Raw genomic sequence first — 18,093 nt, forward strand, 5'->3', positions numbered from 1 at the left:
TTACCTCAGCTGATCCATTGGGACAAAGTCCATATCTTTGAACGTATAGTTTTCGCCCGCCATTGCCCAAATAAATGAATAATTCGCTGTACCTGAGCCTGAATGAATGGACCAGGCAGGTGAAATGACTGCTTCCTCATTGGCCACAACAAGATGTCTTGTTTCAGATGGCTCCCCCATAAAATGAAAGACTCGTGCATCTTCTTCGATATCAAGATATAAGTACACTTCCATCCGGCGATCATGAATATGAGCTGGCATCGTGTTCCACGTGTTATTGGTTTCAAGCTGAGTGATACCCATCATGAGCTGACAGCTTTGAATGCCGTCTGCATGGATGACTTGATACAGGTTTCGCACGTTGGAGGCAGCTGCTTCCCCTAAGTGGTTTGGTGTTAATTCAGCGATAGCTGCTTTTTGCGTAGGGTACGCTCTATGAGCTGTGGCTGATACTAAATAGAACTTGGCCTGCTCGCCTGACGAACTAGCAAACTGTACATCTTCGTGACCAAGACCAATATATAAGAAATCTTTATGCTCCAGCACAAAGGCCTCACCATCAACAGTGACCGTTCCTTGTCCGCCGACATTCACAATCCCGATTTCTCGTCTTTCAAGAAAATACTCCGTCCGTAAAAAGTCTCCAGCATCTAGTGTGATCGGCTCTGCTGCTGGCGTCGCTCCGCCAATCACCACGCGGTCTTCATGCGAGTAATAGAGCTTTAATTCACCACTGACAAATAGCGTAGGAATATGAAAATGACGACGAAGTTCCTCTGTTGTAAAACGTTTGACCTGCTCAGGATGTACAGCATAACGATTTTCCATTTGGATAAGCCTCCCTTTCCATCTGAAACAAATATTGATATTTTATTTGGTATCGGTTTCAAGGAAAATTTTAGAGGAAAAAGAGTACGCCGTCAACCGTTAATTTGAAATCGCTTTCCTTTTCTCTAATGAGACAAATTTTTGTTATCATCATGCAAAAAAATCTTCTGAAATGCATTCAATTATGATATGCTTTTTTTAAGTTTATTTGAAATCGGTTTCGAACCAAATGTGAAGATCAATTGTGGGAGTTTTTTGAATGAAAGAGAAAAAACAAACGAAAGTGACCATTAACGAAGTTGCAGCTTATGCAGGGGTCTCAAAATCAACTGTATCCAGATATATCAATGGCAGAACAAATGAAATTTCTTCAGAAAAGGTAAAAAAGATCAAGAAGGCCATTGAGGAACTTCATTATCGTCCGAGTCAGCTTGCTCAAGGATTGAAAGTCAGAAAAAGCAAGGTCATTGGGTTTATTGTAGCCGACATTACGAATCCATTCTCTGTGGCAACACTTCGCGGGGTCGAAGAGATTTGTGATGAATATGGATACAGCATCATGGTGTGCAACACAGATAATCGTCCAGAAAAAGAGCGGGAAATGCTTCTTAAGCTGAATGCACATTATATTGAAGGGCTCATCATCAATACGACAGGACAGAACAATGACATTCTGGAGGATTTTAAGAAAAACGGTGTGCCGATTGTTCTTGTGGACCGGAAGCTGCCTGAACTGAAAGTCGACACAGTGACCACGAACAACCGTGATATCACAATCCGGCTGCTTCAACAAATGTATGAGAAAGGCTATGATCATATCGCTTTCTTTACTGAGCCTGTCGATGGAATCAGCCCTCGTGAAGAACGAAAGGAAGCATATGAACAGACAGTCTTGAGTAAACATAAGAAGCCGATCATTGCAGAAATTGATTTAAAGCAAAAGGAACAAATGCGTGAAGAGATTGTCCGATTTTTACAATCAAACAAACAGAAAAAAGCGATTTTAGCTGGTAATGGATTACTCATGCTGAAGCTGATTAGTGAACTTGTAGAGCTTGGGGTGAAGATTCCTAAAGAGATAGGCATTGCAGGGTTTGATGATACAGAATGGTATAAGCTGATTGGACCTGGAATCACAACGGTTGCCCAGCCATCTCATGAAATGGGGAAAGCAGCCATGCAAAAAATCAAGACAAGGCTAGAAGGGGATGAAAGTGCGCCCCAAACGATTCAGCTTGATGGAGAAATCATTGTGAGGAAATCTTTATAAACGATAGGCAGAGAAGAGTATACATACGTGCATGCTCTCTCTTTTTCAACTAATTTGAAACCGGTACCGAGAAAGGGGAGAAATGAGTGAAAGCATTGGATGCGGTCACATTTGGGGAATCAATGGCGATGTTTTATGCAAAGGAAGTCGGAGAGCTTCATCAAGTGCATACATTTCAAAAGGCACTTGCTGGTGCAGAGAGTAACGTGGCTGTCGGCTTGGCGAGGCTGGGCTTTCATGTGGGATGGATGAGCAAAGTCGGAGCAGATTCACTTGGCACATTTATTTTAGAAGAGCTTCAAAAAGAGGGAGTCGATACAAGTGCAGTGATCCGTTCAAATGATGGGTCTCAAACGGGAATCTTACTTAAATCAAAAGTGATGGATGGAGATCCTGACGTCACGTATTATCGAAAAGGCTCTGCTGCAAGCACAATGAGTCCAAGCGACTTTCCCGCCGCCTATTTCAAACAGGCAGGCCACCTTCATATGACTGGTATTCCGCCTGCCCTATCCAGTGAAATGAGAGCGTTTTCTTTTCGTGTCCTTCAAGAAATGAAAGAAGCGGGCAAAACCATTTCATTTGATCCAAACCTTCGGCTTCAGCTATGGGAAGAGGAGGAAGATATGATTCATACGGTGAATCATATCGCTTCGCAAGTGGATTGGTTTTTTCCAGGGCTTGCAGAAGGGCAAAGGCTCACGGGTTGTCACGAGCCAGAAGAGATTGCAGATGTTTATTTGCAAAAAGGTGTCAAACTAGTGGTCATTAAGCTAGGGGCAGAAGGTGCCTTTTATAAAAGTGCAGCCGGTCAAGGAATTGTGAATGGATTTTATGTGCAGGAAGTCGTAGATACAGTCGGAGCTGGTGATGGATTTGCAGTGGGGGTCATCAGCGGCTTGCTTGACGGCTTATCAGATGAAAAATCGGTGACGAGAGGCAATGCAGTCGGGGCACTTGCAGTGATGTCACCTGGCGATAAGGATGGCCTGCCTACCCGGGAGGAGCTTCAGGCTTTTATGAAAGAAGCCAAGCGATATCAAAGGCGGGAGTATATGAAAGGGGATGAGAGATATGGGAAAGTCAGCAAGTTTGAGCGTTAAAAAGCAGCTCGCGTCTTGTAAATTGATCGCAGTGGTGAGAGCGGATAGTGAAACAGAAGGCATTGCAATGATTGAGCGTTTAAAGAAAAAAGGAGTCCGTGCCATTGAAGTGACGTATACCACACCAAATGCTGAACGCATCATCGCATCCTTCCGGGAGGAGCAAGACCTCATTGTAGGAGCGGGAACAATTACGACGCTGGAGCAGGCACAATCAGCCATTGAGGCAGGCTCACAGTTTATCGTCAGTCCAGGATATCTTCCTATGATTGGAGAACACCTCTCATTTTACGACACACTCTATGTACCAGGTGTCCTCACCCCAAGTGAAATCATGCAGGCGAAAGCAGATGGCTACTGCTTACTCAAGCTTTTTCCAAGCGGCTCCTTCGGTTTATCTTATATGAAAAATTTACAAGGTCCATTTCCAGAGATTGAATTTATTCCTACGGGCGGCATTCATCCAGCTGATGTTCCAAAGTGGCTCAAAGCAGGCGCGGTGGCTGTCGGTGTCGGAAGTCAGCTTGAAAGCAGTACAGCAGAGGAATTACAAGCAGTTCTTTCCTCATAAATACTTGTCAAACGAACAAACAATTGGCTCGTGGATCCCGGTTGTTTGTTCGTTTATCTGACATAACAGCAGATGAAATTTCAACTCCTCACGTACAATGATCGTGAAGGAGTGATGAAAATGTACATTCTACAAGATGAACTCACAGATGGACGAATTGACCAGCTGATTACCGCACATATAGAAGAGATGAAGGAGCATTCGCCGCCAGAAAGCATTCATGCCCTTCCATTAACTGATTTAAAAAAACAGGATGTTACCGTGTGGAGTGTGCGAGATGGAGAGGAGCTTCTTGGCTGCGGAGCATTAAAGGAGCTGTCAAGTGAACACGGGGAAATCAAATCGATGAGAACCGCCGCCCTCCATATGCGAAAAGGTGTAGCGAGGTATATGCTGAATCATCTTCTCCAAGAGGCAAAACGGCGCGGGTATACACGTGTCAGCTTAGAAACAGGGGCAATGGCTTTCTTTGAACCAGCAAGAAGACTATATGAGAGCGCTGGGTTTCAGTATTGCCTGCCTTTTGGTACATATCAAGAAGATCCAAACAGTTTATTTATGACAAAGGAATTATAGAGGTCGAGAGAGTATGCTTATAAGCAGCTCTTTTTTTTATGCGGAAATAGTGGAAAGGAGGAGGATACGGTGAAATTATCTAAGTGGATTGGAATGGGCACCTTTCTCACATTTTGTATAGTATCTGTCATCTTTTTAACGTTATTAGGTCAAGATTTATTTAAAATTGAAAGCGCTTCCGATAAAGCGGCGTCAACGTATCAATATCATTTTGTTCTTGTACCGGAGGAACTTGATAACGAATACTGGCAGCTTGTACAAAAGGGAGCAGCGGATGCGGCAGACGTTCATCACGTATATCTAGAATATTTGGGTCCAAAGCAAGCGGATGTAGACGATCATCTGAAAACCATTGATATGGCGATCGCTGGGCATGTTGATGGCATTATGACGCAGGGACTTGATGCGAAGAAATACAAACCGCTTTTTCAGAAGGCGAGGGAAAAAGGCATTGATGTCGTCACCGTCGATACAGATGCAGAGGGGAGCAAGCGTCAAGTGTATGTAGGAACGGACAATTACTATTCAGGCTTTATCGCAGGGCAGGCACTCATCGCAGATACAAAAGGTGAACAGTATGTAGGGATTGTCACAGGCAGGCTGGATGCCATTCATCAAAAGCTGCGCGTTAAGGGCTTTCGAGATGCCGTTGCTGCTGAAAAACGCATTCATATTGCTGGAATAGAAGAATCAGCCATTACGAAGTCAGGTGCCTCAGGTGCCGCTTATAAACTATTAAACGATCATGCGAAGCTCACCGCATTTTATGGCACAAGTGCATTAGATGGTGCAGGCATCATTCAAGCAATCGCACAGTATCGATCATCCACTGATTTTTATGTGCTTGCATTTGACACATTGCCTGATACGATTCAGGCGCTTGATGATGGGACAATTGATGCTGTGGTCGTGCAGCATCCTTATGAAATGGGCTATCAAGCGGTTGAATCGCTTGTTCGTTTGCAGAAAGGTGAAAAAGAAGAACCGCTCCAGTACACGGGAACGAGTGTGATCCGGCGCGGCGATCTGCCTCTTCAGCAAACAGACAGAAAGCAGGGGATGCAGCCATGAGAAAGATTCGAAGTAAGCTGTTATTAGCATTTTTAATTCTTGTGCTTCTTGGCAACGTAGCCGCTTTTTTTGTCTACTGGAGCAGTTCAAAAATCACATCAGAATATAGCCGGAGCTTCCGTTCTTTTCTCCTGCTCAATGATATATCAACAGAGGCGAAAACGATGTATGAAAAGGTCAATGCCTATGCCATTGAAAAGGATCGGAAGTTTGCCAAAGAATATCTTACGTCAAAACAGAAAATGAAATCCTACGATCAAGTGCTGCGAAAGGATGCCGGGCTTCATGCGGCAATTCCTTCTATTGAAAAATATCAATATATGATGCGGACGCTCATCAATGAAAGTGATGCAACCATGACACATGTGAAAGAAGGGAAAATCGAAGAATATGCTGCAAGTGTGAAGGAAGTGAGAACCGTCTCCTCCTATATACAAGAGCAGACGATGACCCTGCTTGATGATGAATTATCTGAGTATCAGGTACTCTATCAATCTCTTCAAAAAAGGCATCAAACCTATGCGCTCTTTACCTTGTGCCTGTTTACGTTATCAATCGGGGTCGCCTTATGGATGGCGTATATGATTGCTGGCGGGATATCAAGACCAATCGTTCATCTGTCTCGAAGCGTAAAAGAAGTATCAGAAGGGAATTTTGATGGAGTGAATTTGCATGTTACCTCAAAGGATGAAATATCTGTTTTAAATGAAGCCTTTCAGCGAATGCGGCAAGAGATGAAAATGATGATTGAAGAGATCAAACAAAAGGCAGCATTGGATCAAAAAATCAAAGACATGAAGCTAAAAACGCTGCAAAATCAAATGAATCCGCATTTTTTATTTAACACATTAAACATCGTTTCACGTATGGCTTACTTAGAATCAGCGGAAGCCACATCGAGGTTGATTCAATCTGTTTCCACGCTGATGCGGTATTCGCTGTCGGCTCTCAGTACATCCGTTACATTGGAACAAGAAGTGAAAGTGGTGAAAGAATATTTTCATATACAAGAAACGAGATTTTCCGATCGTATTACGTGCAAAACGTCCATCGATGAATCGTGTTTATCTGTACATATCCCAAGTCTCACCTTACAGCCGCTTGTTGAAAATGCCTTCATTCATGGCGTCGAGCCAAAGGAGGAAGAGGGACTTGTCGAGCTCTCGATCTATCAAGAAGGCGGCTATGTGATGATTCGGATTCGGGACAATGGGATGGGCATTAATGAACAAGAGAAAAGAAGATTGCTTTCAGAAAAAGAAGAGGAAGATCCGAACATATTGAGTAAAGGCCACTCGACAGGAATCGGTCTTCGAAATGTGATGTCAAGACTGCGCTTGTTTTACGGGGTACAAGATGCCCTGCAAATTGATTCAAAGCCAAACGAAGGCACCACCATACAATTGGCTATTCCGATGAAGGAGGGACCAGCATGCTGAACGTGCTGATTGTCGATGATGAAAAAATAGAACGACTAGCGATGCGGAAGTTCTTAACCGAATGGCTTCCAGAGTGTCATATAGCAGGAGAAGCTGAAAATGGAAAGAAGGCGGTTGAATGCGTGCGATCTGATTCCATTCATCTTGTGCTCATGGATATTCAGATGCCTGGAATGGATGGATTGACAGCGATCAAACAGATCAAAGCAATTAGTCCTCATACAAAATTCATTATGCTGACAGCCTACGATACATTCGATTATGCCAAGCAAGCGATGCAGGAAGGGGTGAAACAATACCTCGTCAAACCAGCTGACAAAGACGAAACCATCGCAGCCATTCGATTTGTAGCAGCAGAGATTCAGCAGGAGACGTCTGAGCGGCAGGCGGCAGCGGCCGATCAGCGGTCAAAGTGGCTTGAAGCCCATGTCATGAACGGTCAATCTTATACCGCCATGGAGTTTCAACAGCTATTTTCCGAATATGAAGCAGGTCTTATCATCGCTGTTCAGGGGACAGGCGGGGATCAGCTAATGATTCATTTACAGAAATCAGCACGATTTCATACGGTACCGATTCAAATGGGGAGTGAACTACTTACATGCCTCATTTATAGTCATCAAGGATCAGGCCAGCTAAAGGCAGAGATCCTGCAAGCCATTCGAGCTGCCATGACAAGCGGTCAGCCTTCACCTGTCGTTGGCATAGGTCATCCAGTCTCAAACCCGCTTCAACTTCAGAAAAGTGCAGCAGAGGCGAAGCTCTCCTATTATCAGCGAAAAAAGAGTGGCGGCGTTGTTCGTTATGGCTTTTACCAAACAGAGGTGAAGCACGGTCCATTGATTCATCTGCCGGAGCTTGCAGACAGCATGATGCAGGCGCTGGAAGAAGGGAGAAGAGAGGATGCGCTGGCTTTATTTGATGCCTTTCAATTAGAGGGGGCGACGATTTCACAAGTAAAAGAACTGCTGATTCTCTTCAAATCACGTCTCCGAACAGACCTATCGATATTGACAATCAGCACCGCAGCTGAATGCCGCCAGTGCTGTGAACACCTATTTGACGTGTATGAAGCGAGAACCCAGACCATAAATGACATCGAACGGGCAAAGCGTTACATCAAAACGCATTATTGTGAACAGATCACGCTTGAGCAAACGGCCGCTTATGTTGATTTAAGTCCAACCTATTTCACAAAACGATTTAAAGACGAGACTGGTCTGACATTTAAAGAGTATGTGACAACCTGCCGGCTGGATAAAATCAAAAGGCTTCTTATAGGCAGCTCGCTAAGCTTAAAAGAAATTACCTATCAGGCAGGATATACAGATCCTAATTACGTCAGCCGTGTGTTTAAGAAGATGGTCGGCTGTTCACCGAAGGAATATCGAAATCAGGCCGTAAAAAAATGAAGAATTTCATAAAAAAGTGAAGAAATTTACCTGAAAAAAAGCAAGGATCTGCCATTATACTTATTTTGATAACGCTTACAAAATAGGGATGGGGGATCAATTATGAAGTTCAAATTAGGCTTTACATTGCTGGCACTCTGTATGCTTATCGTCACTGCCTGCAGTTCATCGACGAACTCAGATGCAAAAAAAGAAGGCGGAGCGGAAAAGCTCGAAATTTTCTCTTGGTGGACAGGAGCAGGTGAGGAAGACGGGCTGAAGGCACTCATTCAATTGTTTGAAGAGGAGAATAAAGACATCCCAATTGAAAATGCAGCTGTTGCAGGTGGTGCTGGTACGAATGCAAAGGCTGTTCTGACAAGCCGGATGCAGGGAAATGACCCGCCTGCTACGTTTCAAGTGCATGGCGGGGCGGAGCTGAATGAGAGCTGGGTCGCGGCAGGCAAAATGGAGCCGCTGGATGATTTATATGAAAAAGAAGGCTGGAAAGACAAATTTCCAGAATCACTGATTGATCTTGTCAGTAAAGATGGGAAAATCTATTCCGTGCCAGTGAACATTCACAGGGGCAATGTGCTTTGGTATAACAAGAAAGTATTTGATGATGCAGGCTTAGAGCCGCCAACGACATTTGATGAATTTTTCAAAACAGCAGATGCATTAAAGAAAAAAGGGATTACACCACTTGCACTTGGAGATAAGGAGCCTTGGGCAGCGACTCATTTGTTTGAAAGTGTTTTGCTGGGTGTATTAGGGGCAGATGGTTATCAAAAACTTTGGGCTGGCGATATGAAAATGGATGACCCGAAAGTAAAGGAAGCGGCAGACATCTTTGGACGTATGCTTGAATACGTCAATGATGATCACAGCTCACGTAACTGGCAGGATGCCTCGCAGCTCGTGGCAAAAGGAGAAGCGGCAATGAATGTCATGGGCGACTGGGCGAAGGGGTACTTTGTGAATGATCTTGATTTGAAGGTGAATCAAGACTTTGGATACACGGCGACTCCTGGAACGGAAGGAAGCTTTATGGTGATCACCGATACATTTGGACTGCCAAAAGGTGTGAAACAGCCAGAAAACGTGAAGAAATTCTTATCTGTTTTAGGATCTGTGGAGGGACAGGATGCGTTTAATCCGCTAAAAGGATCGATTCCAGCACGTGTCGATGCAGATGTATCAAAATATGATGAATACGGAAAATCAGCGATGAAGGCATTTAAAGAGTCGAAGCTGGCGCCGTCTCTTGCCCATGGATCAGCTGCTGAAGAAGGGTTTGTGACAAAAGCGAATCAAGCCGTCAATATCTTCGTGACACAAAAAGACAGCAGTCAGTTTGTTTCATCTTTAAAAGATGCAATGAAATAAAGACGAAGGAGGCGGCGGCTAGGCACCGCCTCTTTTTTAAAAAGGAGTGTAGCTTCATGCGCATAGACACATCGCCGATGACAAAAACACCTGTGCCCAAAATCAAACGTATGCGGAAAAAATGGAATGGAGACCAGCTGCTGGCGCTGCTCTTTTTAGCCCCGTCAGCGGTTTTATTATTCATCTTTGTTTACGGTTTTATCGGCTGGACAGGATATGTGTCATTATCAAACTGGACCACGCTTGTTCCTGATTTCTCTTTCGCAGGTCTTCGCAATTATGTCATGTTGTTTCAAGATTTCCGCTTTCAATCAGATCTTCGAAACACGGTCTTTTTCACTTTATTTTTTATTGGAGCGGTCATTGTCTCTGGTCTCGCACTTGCGATTTTACTAGACCAGAGGATCAAGGGGGAATCTCTTTTTCGGAATTTATTCTTCTTTCCGATGGCCCTTTCCTTCGTTGTCACAGGAGTCGTATGGCAATGGATTTTAAACCCGTCAACTGGGGTGAATTTATTTTTGAAAACGCTCGGTATCCAGCCTAAGTGGTACACGGATACGAACATATTGGCCGGATTTGTCTGGGGGAAAATTGAGTTTGGTGTACCTGCGGCCATGATTGCTGTTGTAATCGCAGCTGTTTGGCAAATGACAGGCTTCTCTCTGGCGATGTATTTGGCGGGTCTGCGAGGAATTCCAGAGGAAGTAAGAGAGGCTGCTAGAATGGATGGCGCAACGGAGTGGCAGATTTACTGGAAAATCATTTTCCCTCTTTTAAAACCGATTACTGCAAGTGTCGTTATCATCATGGCTCATATTTCTTTAAAAATATTCGATTTGATTTACTCGATGACAGGACCGGGTGCGAACTTTGTTACGGATGTTCCGGGCGTGTATATGTTTGAAATGACCTTTAGAGGAAACCATTATGCAGGTGGTGCCGCCATTGCGGTTGTCATGCTGATCTCTGTTGCGGTCTTTATCGTGCCATATCTCCTGTCGAGCCGGAAGGGGGCTTCATCATGACAGCCAGATGGTTTGTCCGTCCATTCCTTTATGCTTTATTGATTTTGTGCAGTCTCTTTTTTCTGATGCCTGTTTATGTCATGCTCGTCACAAGCTTGAAGCCATTAGGTGAAGTCACCCTTGAGCGAATGTGGTCGCTGCCATCTACTATCGATTTTTCAAGCTATCAAATCGCGTTTGAAAAGCTGGCGCCCAATTTAATGAATTCTCTTTATCTAGTCATTCCTGCTACCTTATTGTCAGCTGTTTTAGGTGCAATGAATGGTTATGTCTTATCAAAATGGCGTTTCAAAGGATCAGAAGTCGTCTTTACGCTGATACTGTTTGGGATGTTTATTCCATATCAAAGTATCCTGATCCCACTCATTCAATTTTTGCGTGAAGTCGGATTGTATAATTCAATTCCAGGGCTTGTGCTTGTCCATGTCGTATACGGGCTTCCGATCACAACGCTCATGTTCCGAAATTTCTATGTGAGCATCCCAGATGAAATGATTGAATCGGCGAAAATGGATGGCGCAGGGTTTATCGGGATTTTCAGACATATGATTCTTCCGCTTTCAATCACAGGATTTGTTGTGGTAGCCATTTGGCAGTTCACAAATGTGTGGAATGAATTTTTATTTGCAGTCACGATGACCACTGCGGAGCATCAGCCGGTAATGGTTGCCTTGCAAAATCTATCAGGCAGTCAAATTGTGCAATGGAACGTCCAAATGGCAGGGGCGATATTGGCTGCACTGCCGACACTACTCGTCTATATTCTTCTTGGAAAATACTTTGTCAAAGGGCTTCTAGCAGGCTCTGTCAAAGGGTAAAATATTTTTGTGTTATCGTTTTCATTCGGTGTACTGAAAGGATTGACTTCTCTTTAGATAGCGTCATAATAAAAGTTGAGACTTACTAGTTTTCATCAAGCTAGGTAAGGATTATCAAAGGGTAGCAAAGGGAGGAGTCATCCTGAATGAAGCAGTCACCAATTTTTTTACTGCCTGAATTGAAGGAAAGAATATGGGGAGGTACAGCCTTAAGGGATCAATTTGGCTATGATATTCCTTCTGATCAAACGGGAGAATGCTGGGCAATTTCTGCTCATCCAAACGGGCCAAGTGTCGTGCAAGACGGTCCATATAAAGGGAAAACGCTGATCGAACTCTGGGACAATCATAGAGAATTGTTCGGGGGAATAGAAGGCGACCGCTTCCCGCTGTTAACCAAAATTTTAGATGCAAACCAAGACTTGTCCGTTCAAGTTCATCCAGATGATGATTATGCGGAAAGACATGAAAATGGCGAGCTTGGAAAAACAGAGTGCTGGTATATTATTGACTGCGAAGAAGGAGCAGAAATGATCTATGGGCACAATGCAAGAACAAGAACTGAGCTTGTCACCATGATGAATAGCGGGGATTGGGAAGGTCTTTTGCGGCGGGTGAAGATTAAGCCTGGTGATTTTTATTATGTGCCAAGCGGTACCATTCATGCGCTTTGCGAAGGAACGCTTGTCCTTGAAACGCAGCAAAGCTCAGATACAACCTATCGCGTATATGATTATGAACGAAAAGACCAGGATGGCAATGAACGTGAACTTCATTTTGCGCAAGCGATTGATGTCACAACGGTTCCTCATGTAGACGGTTATGCAGATGAATCAGTTGAAACACGCCGGGGAGTGACCATTCGTACATTTGTCGAAGCAGAATATTTCTCTGTGTATAAATGGGAAATTGATCAAAAAGTAGAGCTTTCGCAGGATTATCCGTTTTTGCTATGCAGTGTGATTCATGGAGAAGGGTCTTTAGAGCATGATGGAAACACGTATCCACTGCCAAAGGGCGCTCATTTTATTCTGCCGGCTGAAACAGGAAACTTCTCAATTGAAGGATCTTGTGAACTGATTGTTTCGCATATATAAGGCAAAGAGGACTTCAAGTGGGTCCTCTATTTTTCTATTGCATAAATGACTTGAAAGAGTACTTGTTTTTGTCGATAAAGAGATTAGTAGACTATTATGCAAAGTTAAGAGAGGGACAGGGAACGTGAAAAAAACCATCAAGATTATGTTACTCGCAGCTGCCTTTGGTATGACATTACACACGGGTAAAGAAGCGCAAGCCGCCTCCTATGTCGATCAATCCATTTATACGATGAACACCTCAAAGGTATTTACAACAGAAGCAGAAGTGAAAAAAGCAGTGGAAACACTGAAGAAGGACAAAAAGTGGACAGCCACTTATCAAACCTCAGGAACTACGTCGACCTATCAGCTCACTGCTTCAGGTTATGAGTCACAAGCAGCAGCGAGTGCAAGTGCAGCTGCATTAAAAAAAGAAGTGGGCATGAGCGGTACGGTGTCTCCAGTAGGTGACCGCCTTCCTTTACAAAAGGTCGTATCTGATCCAGTTAATGATGAAAGTCAGGCGAAAAAGCTTTCACTCGAACTAACGAAAACATCAGGGCTCAATAGCTCCTATGAAGTCATCAATCAAAGCAAACCTTCTTATCAGGTCATATCAGGAACCATTGATTCTGAAACGAAAGTGAAAAATATTCAAACCGAGCTGCAAAAGCAGGCAGGCGTCACCAGTACATACCAAACCGAAACGAAAGCTGGCACTGTGTATCAGCTGATTTCAAGCGGTATTGTTGGACAAAGTAAGGCGAATACCATTCTGCAAGGTTTTCAAAAGGCATCCGGCTTAACAGCAGTGCTTCAAACGGTGGCAGCAGGTAAGCCGTATTACATCGTCACTTCCGCTACACAAGTGAACCAGTCGAAAGCACAGACGCTCCTTACCCAGCTGCAAAAAGAAGCAAAGATCAGCGGGAAGATTCAAAAGGCAGGTGCCTTAAAAAATGTCTACAGCTTGGAATCAGGCTATTTTAAAGACAACAAACAAGCAGCTTCAGCTGCGGCTCAGATTAAGAAACAAACTGGTGCTGCAGGTACTGTCCAGCGCGTGGGAAAAACAAAAAATTATATCGTGAAGCTCAATCAATTGAACGATACAGCTTACACAAAAACGGTGGCCTTTTTCAAGAAAAAGAAATGGCGCTACACGTCCAAAAAGATTTCTTCTATACAGCCATATCAAGTAGTGACGGGGAACCTTTTAGGAGACGATCAAGCGAAAAAAGCAGCGGCTTTCTTCCAAAAGAAAAAAGTATCTGCCACAACGAAAAAAACAGGCAAGGTATCAGACAGCACGTATCGACTCGTCGTCAATCAAGCAGTGGACCAAGCGAAAGTGAATAAAGGTGCCGCATACTTAAAAACGCAGAAGCTGACAAGCAGCATAACCACAAGTAAGGGACAAGCTGTCAGCAAAACGTATAGTCTCAAGACAACGCCTGTTTTTGAACAAAATAAAGTGAAGCAGGCTCAAGAGATCATCAAGAAAAATGGCGTTGCCAGCAGTACAAAAACGCTGACAGAAGCGGTCAAGCAATACCGTATCACGACAGAGCCGACAGTGAATCAGACAAAATTGAATCAAGCACTCAACTATTTGACGAAACAAAAAATGAAGGCCGCTGCTCAAAAAACAGGCGCAGCCGATTATGCTCAATATCAGATCAAAACAGGTGTCATCTCAACCGCTGCACTTCGTGACCAAGGCATGGCATTTTTCAAAAAACGGAATGAAACCGCTGCGTATACAACAACAACGAAACCAGCTTACAAAATCAACATTACGCAGCAATTTACAGGGTTACCAACTGTAAATGAAGCCATTGCTTTTGTGAAAAGCCAATATGGCTGGACAGCGACAGCCGTAAAAATTAAAAATGGCCCAATGGTCATGCAAACAAACTACAACCTTACTGTCAATGACATGGTCAACAAACAAATGAAGGTATCACCACAGACAGATGGTGCGGCTTATGTCTATGCACCATATGTAGACCAAGCAACATCGACAGTGAATACGGACGGATTAAATGTCCGTTCTACACCTGATTCGAGCTCTGCAAGCAACATTGTGGCACAGCTGAATAAAGGAGCAAAAGTGAAACAGCTTGGAAAAGAAGGGAACTGGATCAGGATCAACCTCGGCTGGAGAAATGCAAGTGCGGCAGAGGTGCAAAAATATGTAGATCCAGCCAATATTGCAGAAGGCACGCAATCTTATTTTCAATTCCTGAAACTCTCTGAAACTGCGAATCTCAATCCGGCAGAGGTCAATTCAAAGATTTTAGCAGGCAAAGGAATTCTTGCAGGTAAAGGACAAGCCTTTATTACGGCAGCAAAAACGTATCATATCAACGAAATTTATCTTATTTCTCATGCGTTGCTTGAAACGGGTAACGGAAGTTCCATTTTAGCGAATGGTACAATGTTTAATGGAAAGAAAGTATATAACATGTATGGCATTGGCGCATATGACAGCAATCCGAACTATCTTGGTGCAAAGTATGCGTATGAACAGCAATGGTTCACGCCAGAGGCTGCCATTATTGGCGGAGCAAAATTCATTGGCAACAGCTATATCAATAATGCCACATACAACCAAGATACAATTTATAAAATGCGCTGGTCAGCTTCAGCGACTCATCAATATGCAACAGATATTGGCTGGGCTTATAAGCAAGTCACTCGTATGTATAGTTTGTATAACCTGCTTGATGACTATACGCTGTATTACGATATCCCGGTGTATAATAAATAAAAAAACGTCCGTGCTTCCTATTGAGAAGCCGGACGTTTTTTGTGTAAGAGCAGTTGCTGTTCAATAAATGAGAGGAGCTGCTGACTTGATTGTCCCTTTGAATATTGGTTCCATTCCTCAGCAAAGGATTTGATTCGTTCTTTATTGGTTGATCCGTTTAGGTGCAAGAGCTCCTGCAAGAGCATGTCCTGAGTGACACAGGCCTTTCCAGGAATGATGTCTTCATACCGATCGACTAAGCCGCGTTTCTCTCGATAAGTGTCTAAGTCATAAGGGAAGAACAAGACAGGCTTTTCGAGCAGTGCATACTCAAACACAATCGACGAATAATCTGTCACCAGGACATCACAAGCACAAAGCAATGGGTAGAGCGGCTGATCGGACACATCAAATATCCATTCACCGTCTGTTTCTGCTTTCGCTAAATGTTTGACCGCAGGATGAAGCTTGACGAGCAGAATGTAATCGCCATTCAGCTCAGTTTGCAGCTGCTCTTTTGAAAAAGGCAGGACAAGACCGTCCATTGCAAAGTCTCGATAGGTCGGTGCATAGAGCAGGATCTTTTTCCCTTTTGGCACATCATTCAGCTTCAAGGAAGGCTGGTGCTGTTCATAGTACACATCCGTCAGTGGTACACCAGTTGGTAAAAAGCGTTCATCATTGACCCCAAACGAGGTCTTGAAAATCTCACGCATGTGATCTGAGCCTGTCACGATGTAATCGAAAGACGCATAAACACGTTTGAAGCGTTCGATGTCACGGGGACTTCGTTCAGAATTTGAAGCATCTTCAAGCCCGAACTTTTTCAAAGCCCCATTGGCATGCCAAACTTGAATACAGGTTGTAGAAGGCCGTTTTCTGAGTACACTCGTCATGAGAAAGTAATTATCCGTCACGACAACCTTGCTTTTAAACATCGTATACATACATTGAATGAGATGGAGAGGATTTTTTTCATGAAAATAGCGAAATGACAGATGAGGCCTGTCCTTTTCTATCGCAGAAGCATGCTTCGTATAGAGGACAGTGAGCTGCATTGTCATATTCGCCTGTTGTTGATAAGTATGAATGAGAGCGGCCGCATTCTCTTGGAATGAAACAAGCAGCGTCACCTGGTTTTCACGCGGTTTCACGCCGCTCATCAGCCATCCAATGAAAGAAATAAAAGCTGCATAACATGAAATCATCATTGAGCGTATATTCATCATTTGTCAGTCTCTCACAGCTGCTTCGTCTGATCCTTTACTTGCTCAGGATAGTAACGTTTTTTTCCTTTGCTTTCTTTCAATACGGCAAAAGCGTACTTAGGAATATTCAGCATTCGTTTCCATCTCCATGGATTCACAATCAATCTGTACAGCCATTCTGTATTTGTCTTAATCATCCAGCGTGGTGCACGCTTCACCGTTCCGCTAAATACATCAAAGCTTCCACCTAAACCGATGCAAACAGCTTGCGGGAATAAATGGCGGTATTCATAAATAAAGTTCTCTTGGTTTGGATAACCTAAAGCAACGAACACCATATCAGGTTTCGAGCGCGCGATTTGCTTCGCAACGAAACGTTTATCGGCTTGATAGCCGTCACAGCTTCCTGCAAGAACCACATGTGGATATTCCGTATCAATTCGCTGTTTCACAGCCTCAAGCACTTCTTTTTTCGCACCATATAAAAAGATTCTTTTAGACTGCTTGTTTGCTAGATCAAGCATAGACATGAAGACATCAAAGCCGGCAATTCTTGACTTAAGCGGACTTTGGGTCATGCGAGACATCAAAACGACGCCTACACCATCCGGCAATACATAATCCGCAGATGAGACGACTTGATGGTACGCATGATCCTTCATGACGGCATAGCCTATCTCTGGATTGACAGTCGCAATCATGGCGCCTCTTTTCTGAGAAATATGGTGCTGGTTCATATAGCTGATAAATTCATCTAAGTCGCCGTTTACATAAGAAAGGTTAGAGACCACTTCTGTTTGCATTGTTTAGACCTCCTTTTTAACTTGTTATCTATGAACGTTCATTGTGAATTCATTCTTCGTCTAACCATCATTTTATCACAGATGCTCCATGAAATATTAACAATAACTTTACAAACCTTTAAATTTCATGACATTTTCATCAATTCATCGGGACGATCCTTTGTGAAACATTGATTCCTCGGACTTTCCCTCCTATGCCTAATAAATTGGAAATAGTTTGTCTTTACATCCGCTTAACGTTTGGTGGGCGCTGTGATATAATGAGGTTCCGAAGAACGAATCGAATATCACAGAATTACGGATAAATTACTGCACGAATGCAGTCGAATAAGGATTGAAGAAAGGAGTTTATGTTTGCAATGAAGAAAGTTATAACTTACGGTACATTTGATTTATTACACTGGGGGCACATTAAGCTGCTAGAACGTGCAAAGCAGCTTGGAGATTACTTAGTGGTGGCCATCTCTACAGACGAGTTTAATTTACAAAAATCAAAAAAAGCTTATCACAGCTACGAGCATAGAAAGCTGATTCTTGAAACCATTCGTTATGTAGACGAAGTCATTCCAGAAAACAGCTGGGATCAAAAAGTCCGTGACGTGCAAGAGCACGATATTGATGTGTTTGTCATGGGAGATGACTGGGAAGGTAAATTCGATTTCTTAAAAGAACATTGCGAAGTCGTATACTTGAAGAGAACAGAAGGCATCTCGACAACACAAATTAAGGAAGAAATTGCGGGACTTTAATATTAAGATAGTACTTCT

General features: G+C 43.4%; 16 protein-coding genes. 13 read left to right on the top strand and 3 right to left on the bottom strand.

Going from position 1 to position 18,093, the window contains the following annotated elements; genetic code table 11:
• The gene (gene kduI / locus ACLGGR_RS07475) at positions 1-828 is read right to left on the bottom strand and encodes a 5-dehydro-4-deoxy-D-glucuronate isomerase (protein ID WP_410972808.1); all 828 of its coding nucleotides are present in this window, start codon (positions 826-828) and stop codon (positions 1-3) included.
• A gap of 259 nt (positions 829-1,087) precedes the next feature.
• On the opposite strand from kduI, the gene ACLGGR_RS07480 reads away from it, so the two are divergent.
• The 12 genes from ACLGGR_RS07480 (at position 1,088) to ACLGGR_RS07535 (ending at position 15,336) form a co-directional block, all read left to right on the top strand.
• Entirely contained in the window at positions 1,088-2,098 is a 1,011-nt protein-coding gene (locus ACLGGR_RS07480; RefSeq protein WP_410972809.1) for a LacI family DNA-binding transcriptional regulator, read from the top strand.
• Between the two features lie 86 nt (positions 2,099-2,184).
• A complete protein-coding gene (locus tag ACLGGR_RS07485) occupies positions 2,185-3,201 on the top strand; it encodes a sugar kinase (protein WP_410972810.1) in 1,017 nt (338 codons plus the stop codon).
• Positions 3,173-3,772 carry a bifunctional 4-hydroxy-2-oxoglutarate aldolase/2-dehydro-3-deoxy-phosphogluconate aldolase gene (locus ACLGGR_RS07490; protein ID WP_323648770.1) on the top strand — a complete coding sequence of 200 codons (600 nt, stop codon included), beginning with the start codon at positions 3,173-3,175 and terminating at the stop codon, positions 3,770-3,772. The genes ACLGGR_RS07485 and ACLGGR_RS07490 overlap by 29 nt, the downstream gene beginning before the upstream one ends.
• A gap of 120 nt (positions 3,773-3,892) precedes the next feature.
• Positions 3,893-4,348, top strand: a complete 456-nt coding sequence (locus ACLGGR_RS07495; RefSeq protein WP_410972811.1) for a GNAT family N-acetyltransferase — start codon at positions 3,893-3,895, stop codon at positions 4,346-4,348.
• Between the two features lie 69 nt (positions 4,349-4,417).
• Complete coding sequence (locus ACLGGR_RS07500) at positions 4,418-5,419, top strand: sugar-binding protein (RefSeq protein ID WP_410972812.1); 1,002 nt, start codon at positions 4,418-4,420, stop codon at positions 5,417-5,419.
• Positions 5,416-6,858, top strand: a complete 1,443-nt coding sequence (locus tag ACLGGR_RS07505) for a sensor histidine kinase (RefSeq protein ID WP_142945345.1) — start codon at positions 5,416-5,418, stop codon at positions 6,856-6,858. Before ACLGGR_RS07500 ends, ACLGGR_RS07505 begins: the two co-directional genes overlap by 4 nt.
• Positions 6,852-8,270: a response regulator gene (locus tag ACLGGR_RS07510; RefSeq protein ID WP_410972813.1), complete on the top strand. Its 1,419-nt coding sequence runs from the start codon at positions 6,852-6,854 to the stop codon at positions 8,268-8,270. Before ACLGGR_RS07505 ends, ACLGGR_RS07510 begins: the two co-directional genes overlap by 7 nt.
• A 102-nt stretch (positions 8,271-8,372) precedes the next feature.
• The gene (locus ACLGGR_RS07515) at positions 8,373-9,638 is read left to right on the top strand and encodes an ABC transporter substrate-binding protein (protein ID WP_251216021.1); all 1,266 of its coding nucleotides are present in this window, start codon (positions 8,373-8,375) and stop codon (positions 9,636-9,638) included.
• 77 nt (positions 9,639-9,715) lie between these two features.
• Positions 9,716-10,666: a carbohydrate ABC transporter permease gene (locus ACLGGR_RS07520; protein ID WP_410972983.1), complete on the top strand. Its 951-nt coding sequence runs from the start codon at positions 9,716-9,718 to the stop codon at positions 10,664-10,666.
• Positions 10,663-11,484: a carbohydrate ABC transporter permease gene (locus ACLGGR_RS07525; RefSeq protein WP_410972814.1), complete on the top strand. Its 822-nt coding sequence runs from the start codon at positions 10,663-10,665 to the stop codon at positions 11,482-11,484. The genes ACLGGR_RS07520 and ACLGGR_RS07525 overlap by 4 nt, the downstream gene beginning before the upstream one ends.
• Positions 11,485-11,630: 146 nt before the next feature.
• A complete protein-coding gene (gene manA / locus ACLGGR_RS07530; RefSeq protein WP_142945341.1) occupies positions 11,631-12,581 on the top strand; it encodes a mannose-6-phosphate isomerase, class I in 951 nt (316 codons plus the stop codon).
• A 124-nt stretch (positions 12,582-12,705) separates the two neighbouring features.
• Entirely contained in the window at positions 12,706-15,336 is a 2,631-nt protein-coding gene (locus ACLGGR_RS07535; RefSeq protein WP_410972815.1) for an N-acetylglucosaminidase, read from the top strand.
• 17 nt (positions 15,337-15,353) lie between these two features.
• Here the strand turns inward: ACLGGR_RS07535 and ACLGGR_RS07540 are convergent, their stop codons facing one another.
• Together ACLGGR_RS07540 and ACLGGR_RS07545 are read right to left on the bottom strand one after the other, a co-directional pair.
• Positions 15,354-16,544, bottom strand: a complete 1,191-nt coding sequence (locus tag ACLGGR_RS07540) for a CDP-glycerol glycerophosphotransferase family protein (RefSeq protein WP_410972816.1) — start codon at positions 16,542-16,544, stop codon at positions 15,354-15,356.
• Positions 16,545-16,555: 11 nt separating this feature from the next.
• Complete coding sequence (locus ACLGGR_RS07545; protein ID WP_251216018.1) at positions 16,556-17,326, bottom strand: WecB/TagA/CpsF family glycosyltransferase; 771 nt, start codon at positions 17,324-17,326, stop codon at positions 16,556-16,558.
• A 359-nt stretch (positions 17,327-17,685) separates the two neighbouring features.
• Between ACLGGR_RS07545 and tagD the strand changes: the two genes are divergently transcribed.
• Entirely contained in the window at positions 17,686-18,075 is a 390-nt protein-coding gene (gene tagD, locus ACLGGR_RS07550; RefSeq protein WP_008343212.1) for a glycerol-3-phosphate cytidylyltransferase, read from the top strand.
• Positions 18,076-18,093 lie beyond the last annotated feature (18 nt).

The sequence above is a fragment of the Bacillus sp. BD48 genome (assembly GCF_046566805.1).
GTDB classification, from domain to species: Bacteria; Bacillota; Bacilli; order Bacillales; family Bacillaceae; genus Bacillus; species Bacillus safensis.

Bases quoted from the DNA above. Each gene is read 5' to 3' on its own strand.
- tagD (WP_008343212.1), top strand. From the start codon at position 17,686: ATGAAGAAAGTTATAACTTACGGTACATTTGATTTATTACACTGGGGG.
- kduI (WP_410972808.1), bottom strand. From the start codon at position 828: ATGGAAAATCGTTATGCTGTACATCCTGAGCAGGTCAAACGTTTTACA.
- ACLGGR_RS07540 (WP_410972816.1), bottom strand. From the start codon at position 16,544: ATGATGAATATACGCTCAATGATGATTTCATGTTATGCAGCTTTTATT.
- ACLGGR_RS07480 (WP_410972809.1), top strand. From the start codon at position 1,088: ATGAAAGAGAAAAAACAAACGAAAGTGACCATTAACGAAGTTGCAGCT.
- ACLGGR_RS07505 (WP_142945345.1), top strand. From the start codon at position 5,416: ATGAGAAAGATTCGAAGTAAGCTGTTATTAGCATTTTTAATTCTTGTG.
- ACLGGR_RS07495 (WP_410972811.1), top strand. From the start codon at position 3,893: ATGTACATTCTACAAGATGAACTCACAGATGGACGAATTGACCAGCTG.
- ACLGGR_RS07520 (WP_410972983.1), top strand. From the start codon at position 9,716: ATGACAAAAACACCTGTGCCCAAAATCAAACGTATGCGGAAAAAATGG.
- ACLGGR_RS07510 (WP_410972813.1), top strand. From the start codon at position 6,852: ATGCTGAACGTGCTGATTGTCGATGATGAAAAAATAGAACGACTAGCG.
- ACLGGR_RS07490 (WP_323648770.1), top strand. From the start codon at position 3,173: ATGGGAAAGTCAGCAAGTTTGAGCGTTAAAAAGCAGCTCGCGTCTTGT.
- ACLGGR_RS07525 (WP_410972814.1), top strand. From the start codon at position 10,663: ATGACAGCCAGATGGTTTGTCCGTCCATTCCTTTATGCTTTATTGATT.
- ACLGGR_RS07515 (WP_251216021.1), top strand. From the start codon at position 8,373: ATGAAGTTCAAATTAGGCTTTACATTGCTGGCACTCTGTATGCTTATC.
- manA (WP_142945341.1), top strand. From the start codon at position 11,631: ATGAAGCAGTCACCAATTTTTTTACTGCCTGAATTGAAGGAAAGAATA.
- ACLGGR_RS07545 (WP_251216018.1), bottom strand. From the start codon at position 17,326: ATGCAAACAGAAGTGGTCTCTAACCTTTCTTATGTAAACGGCGACTTA.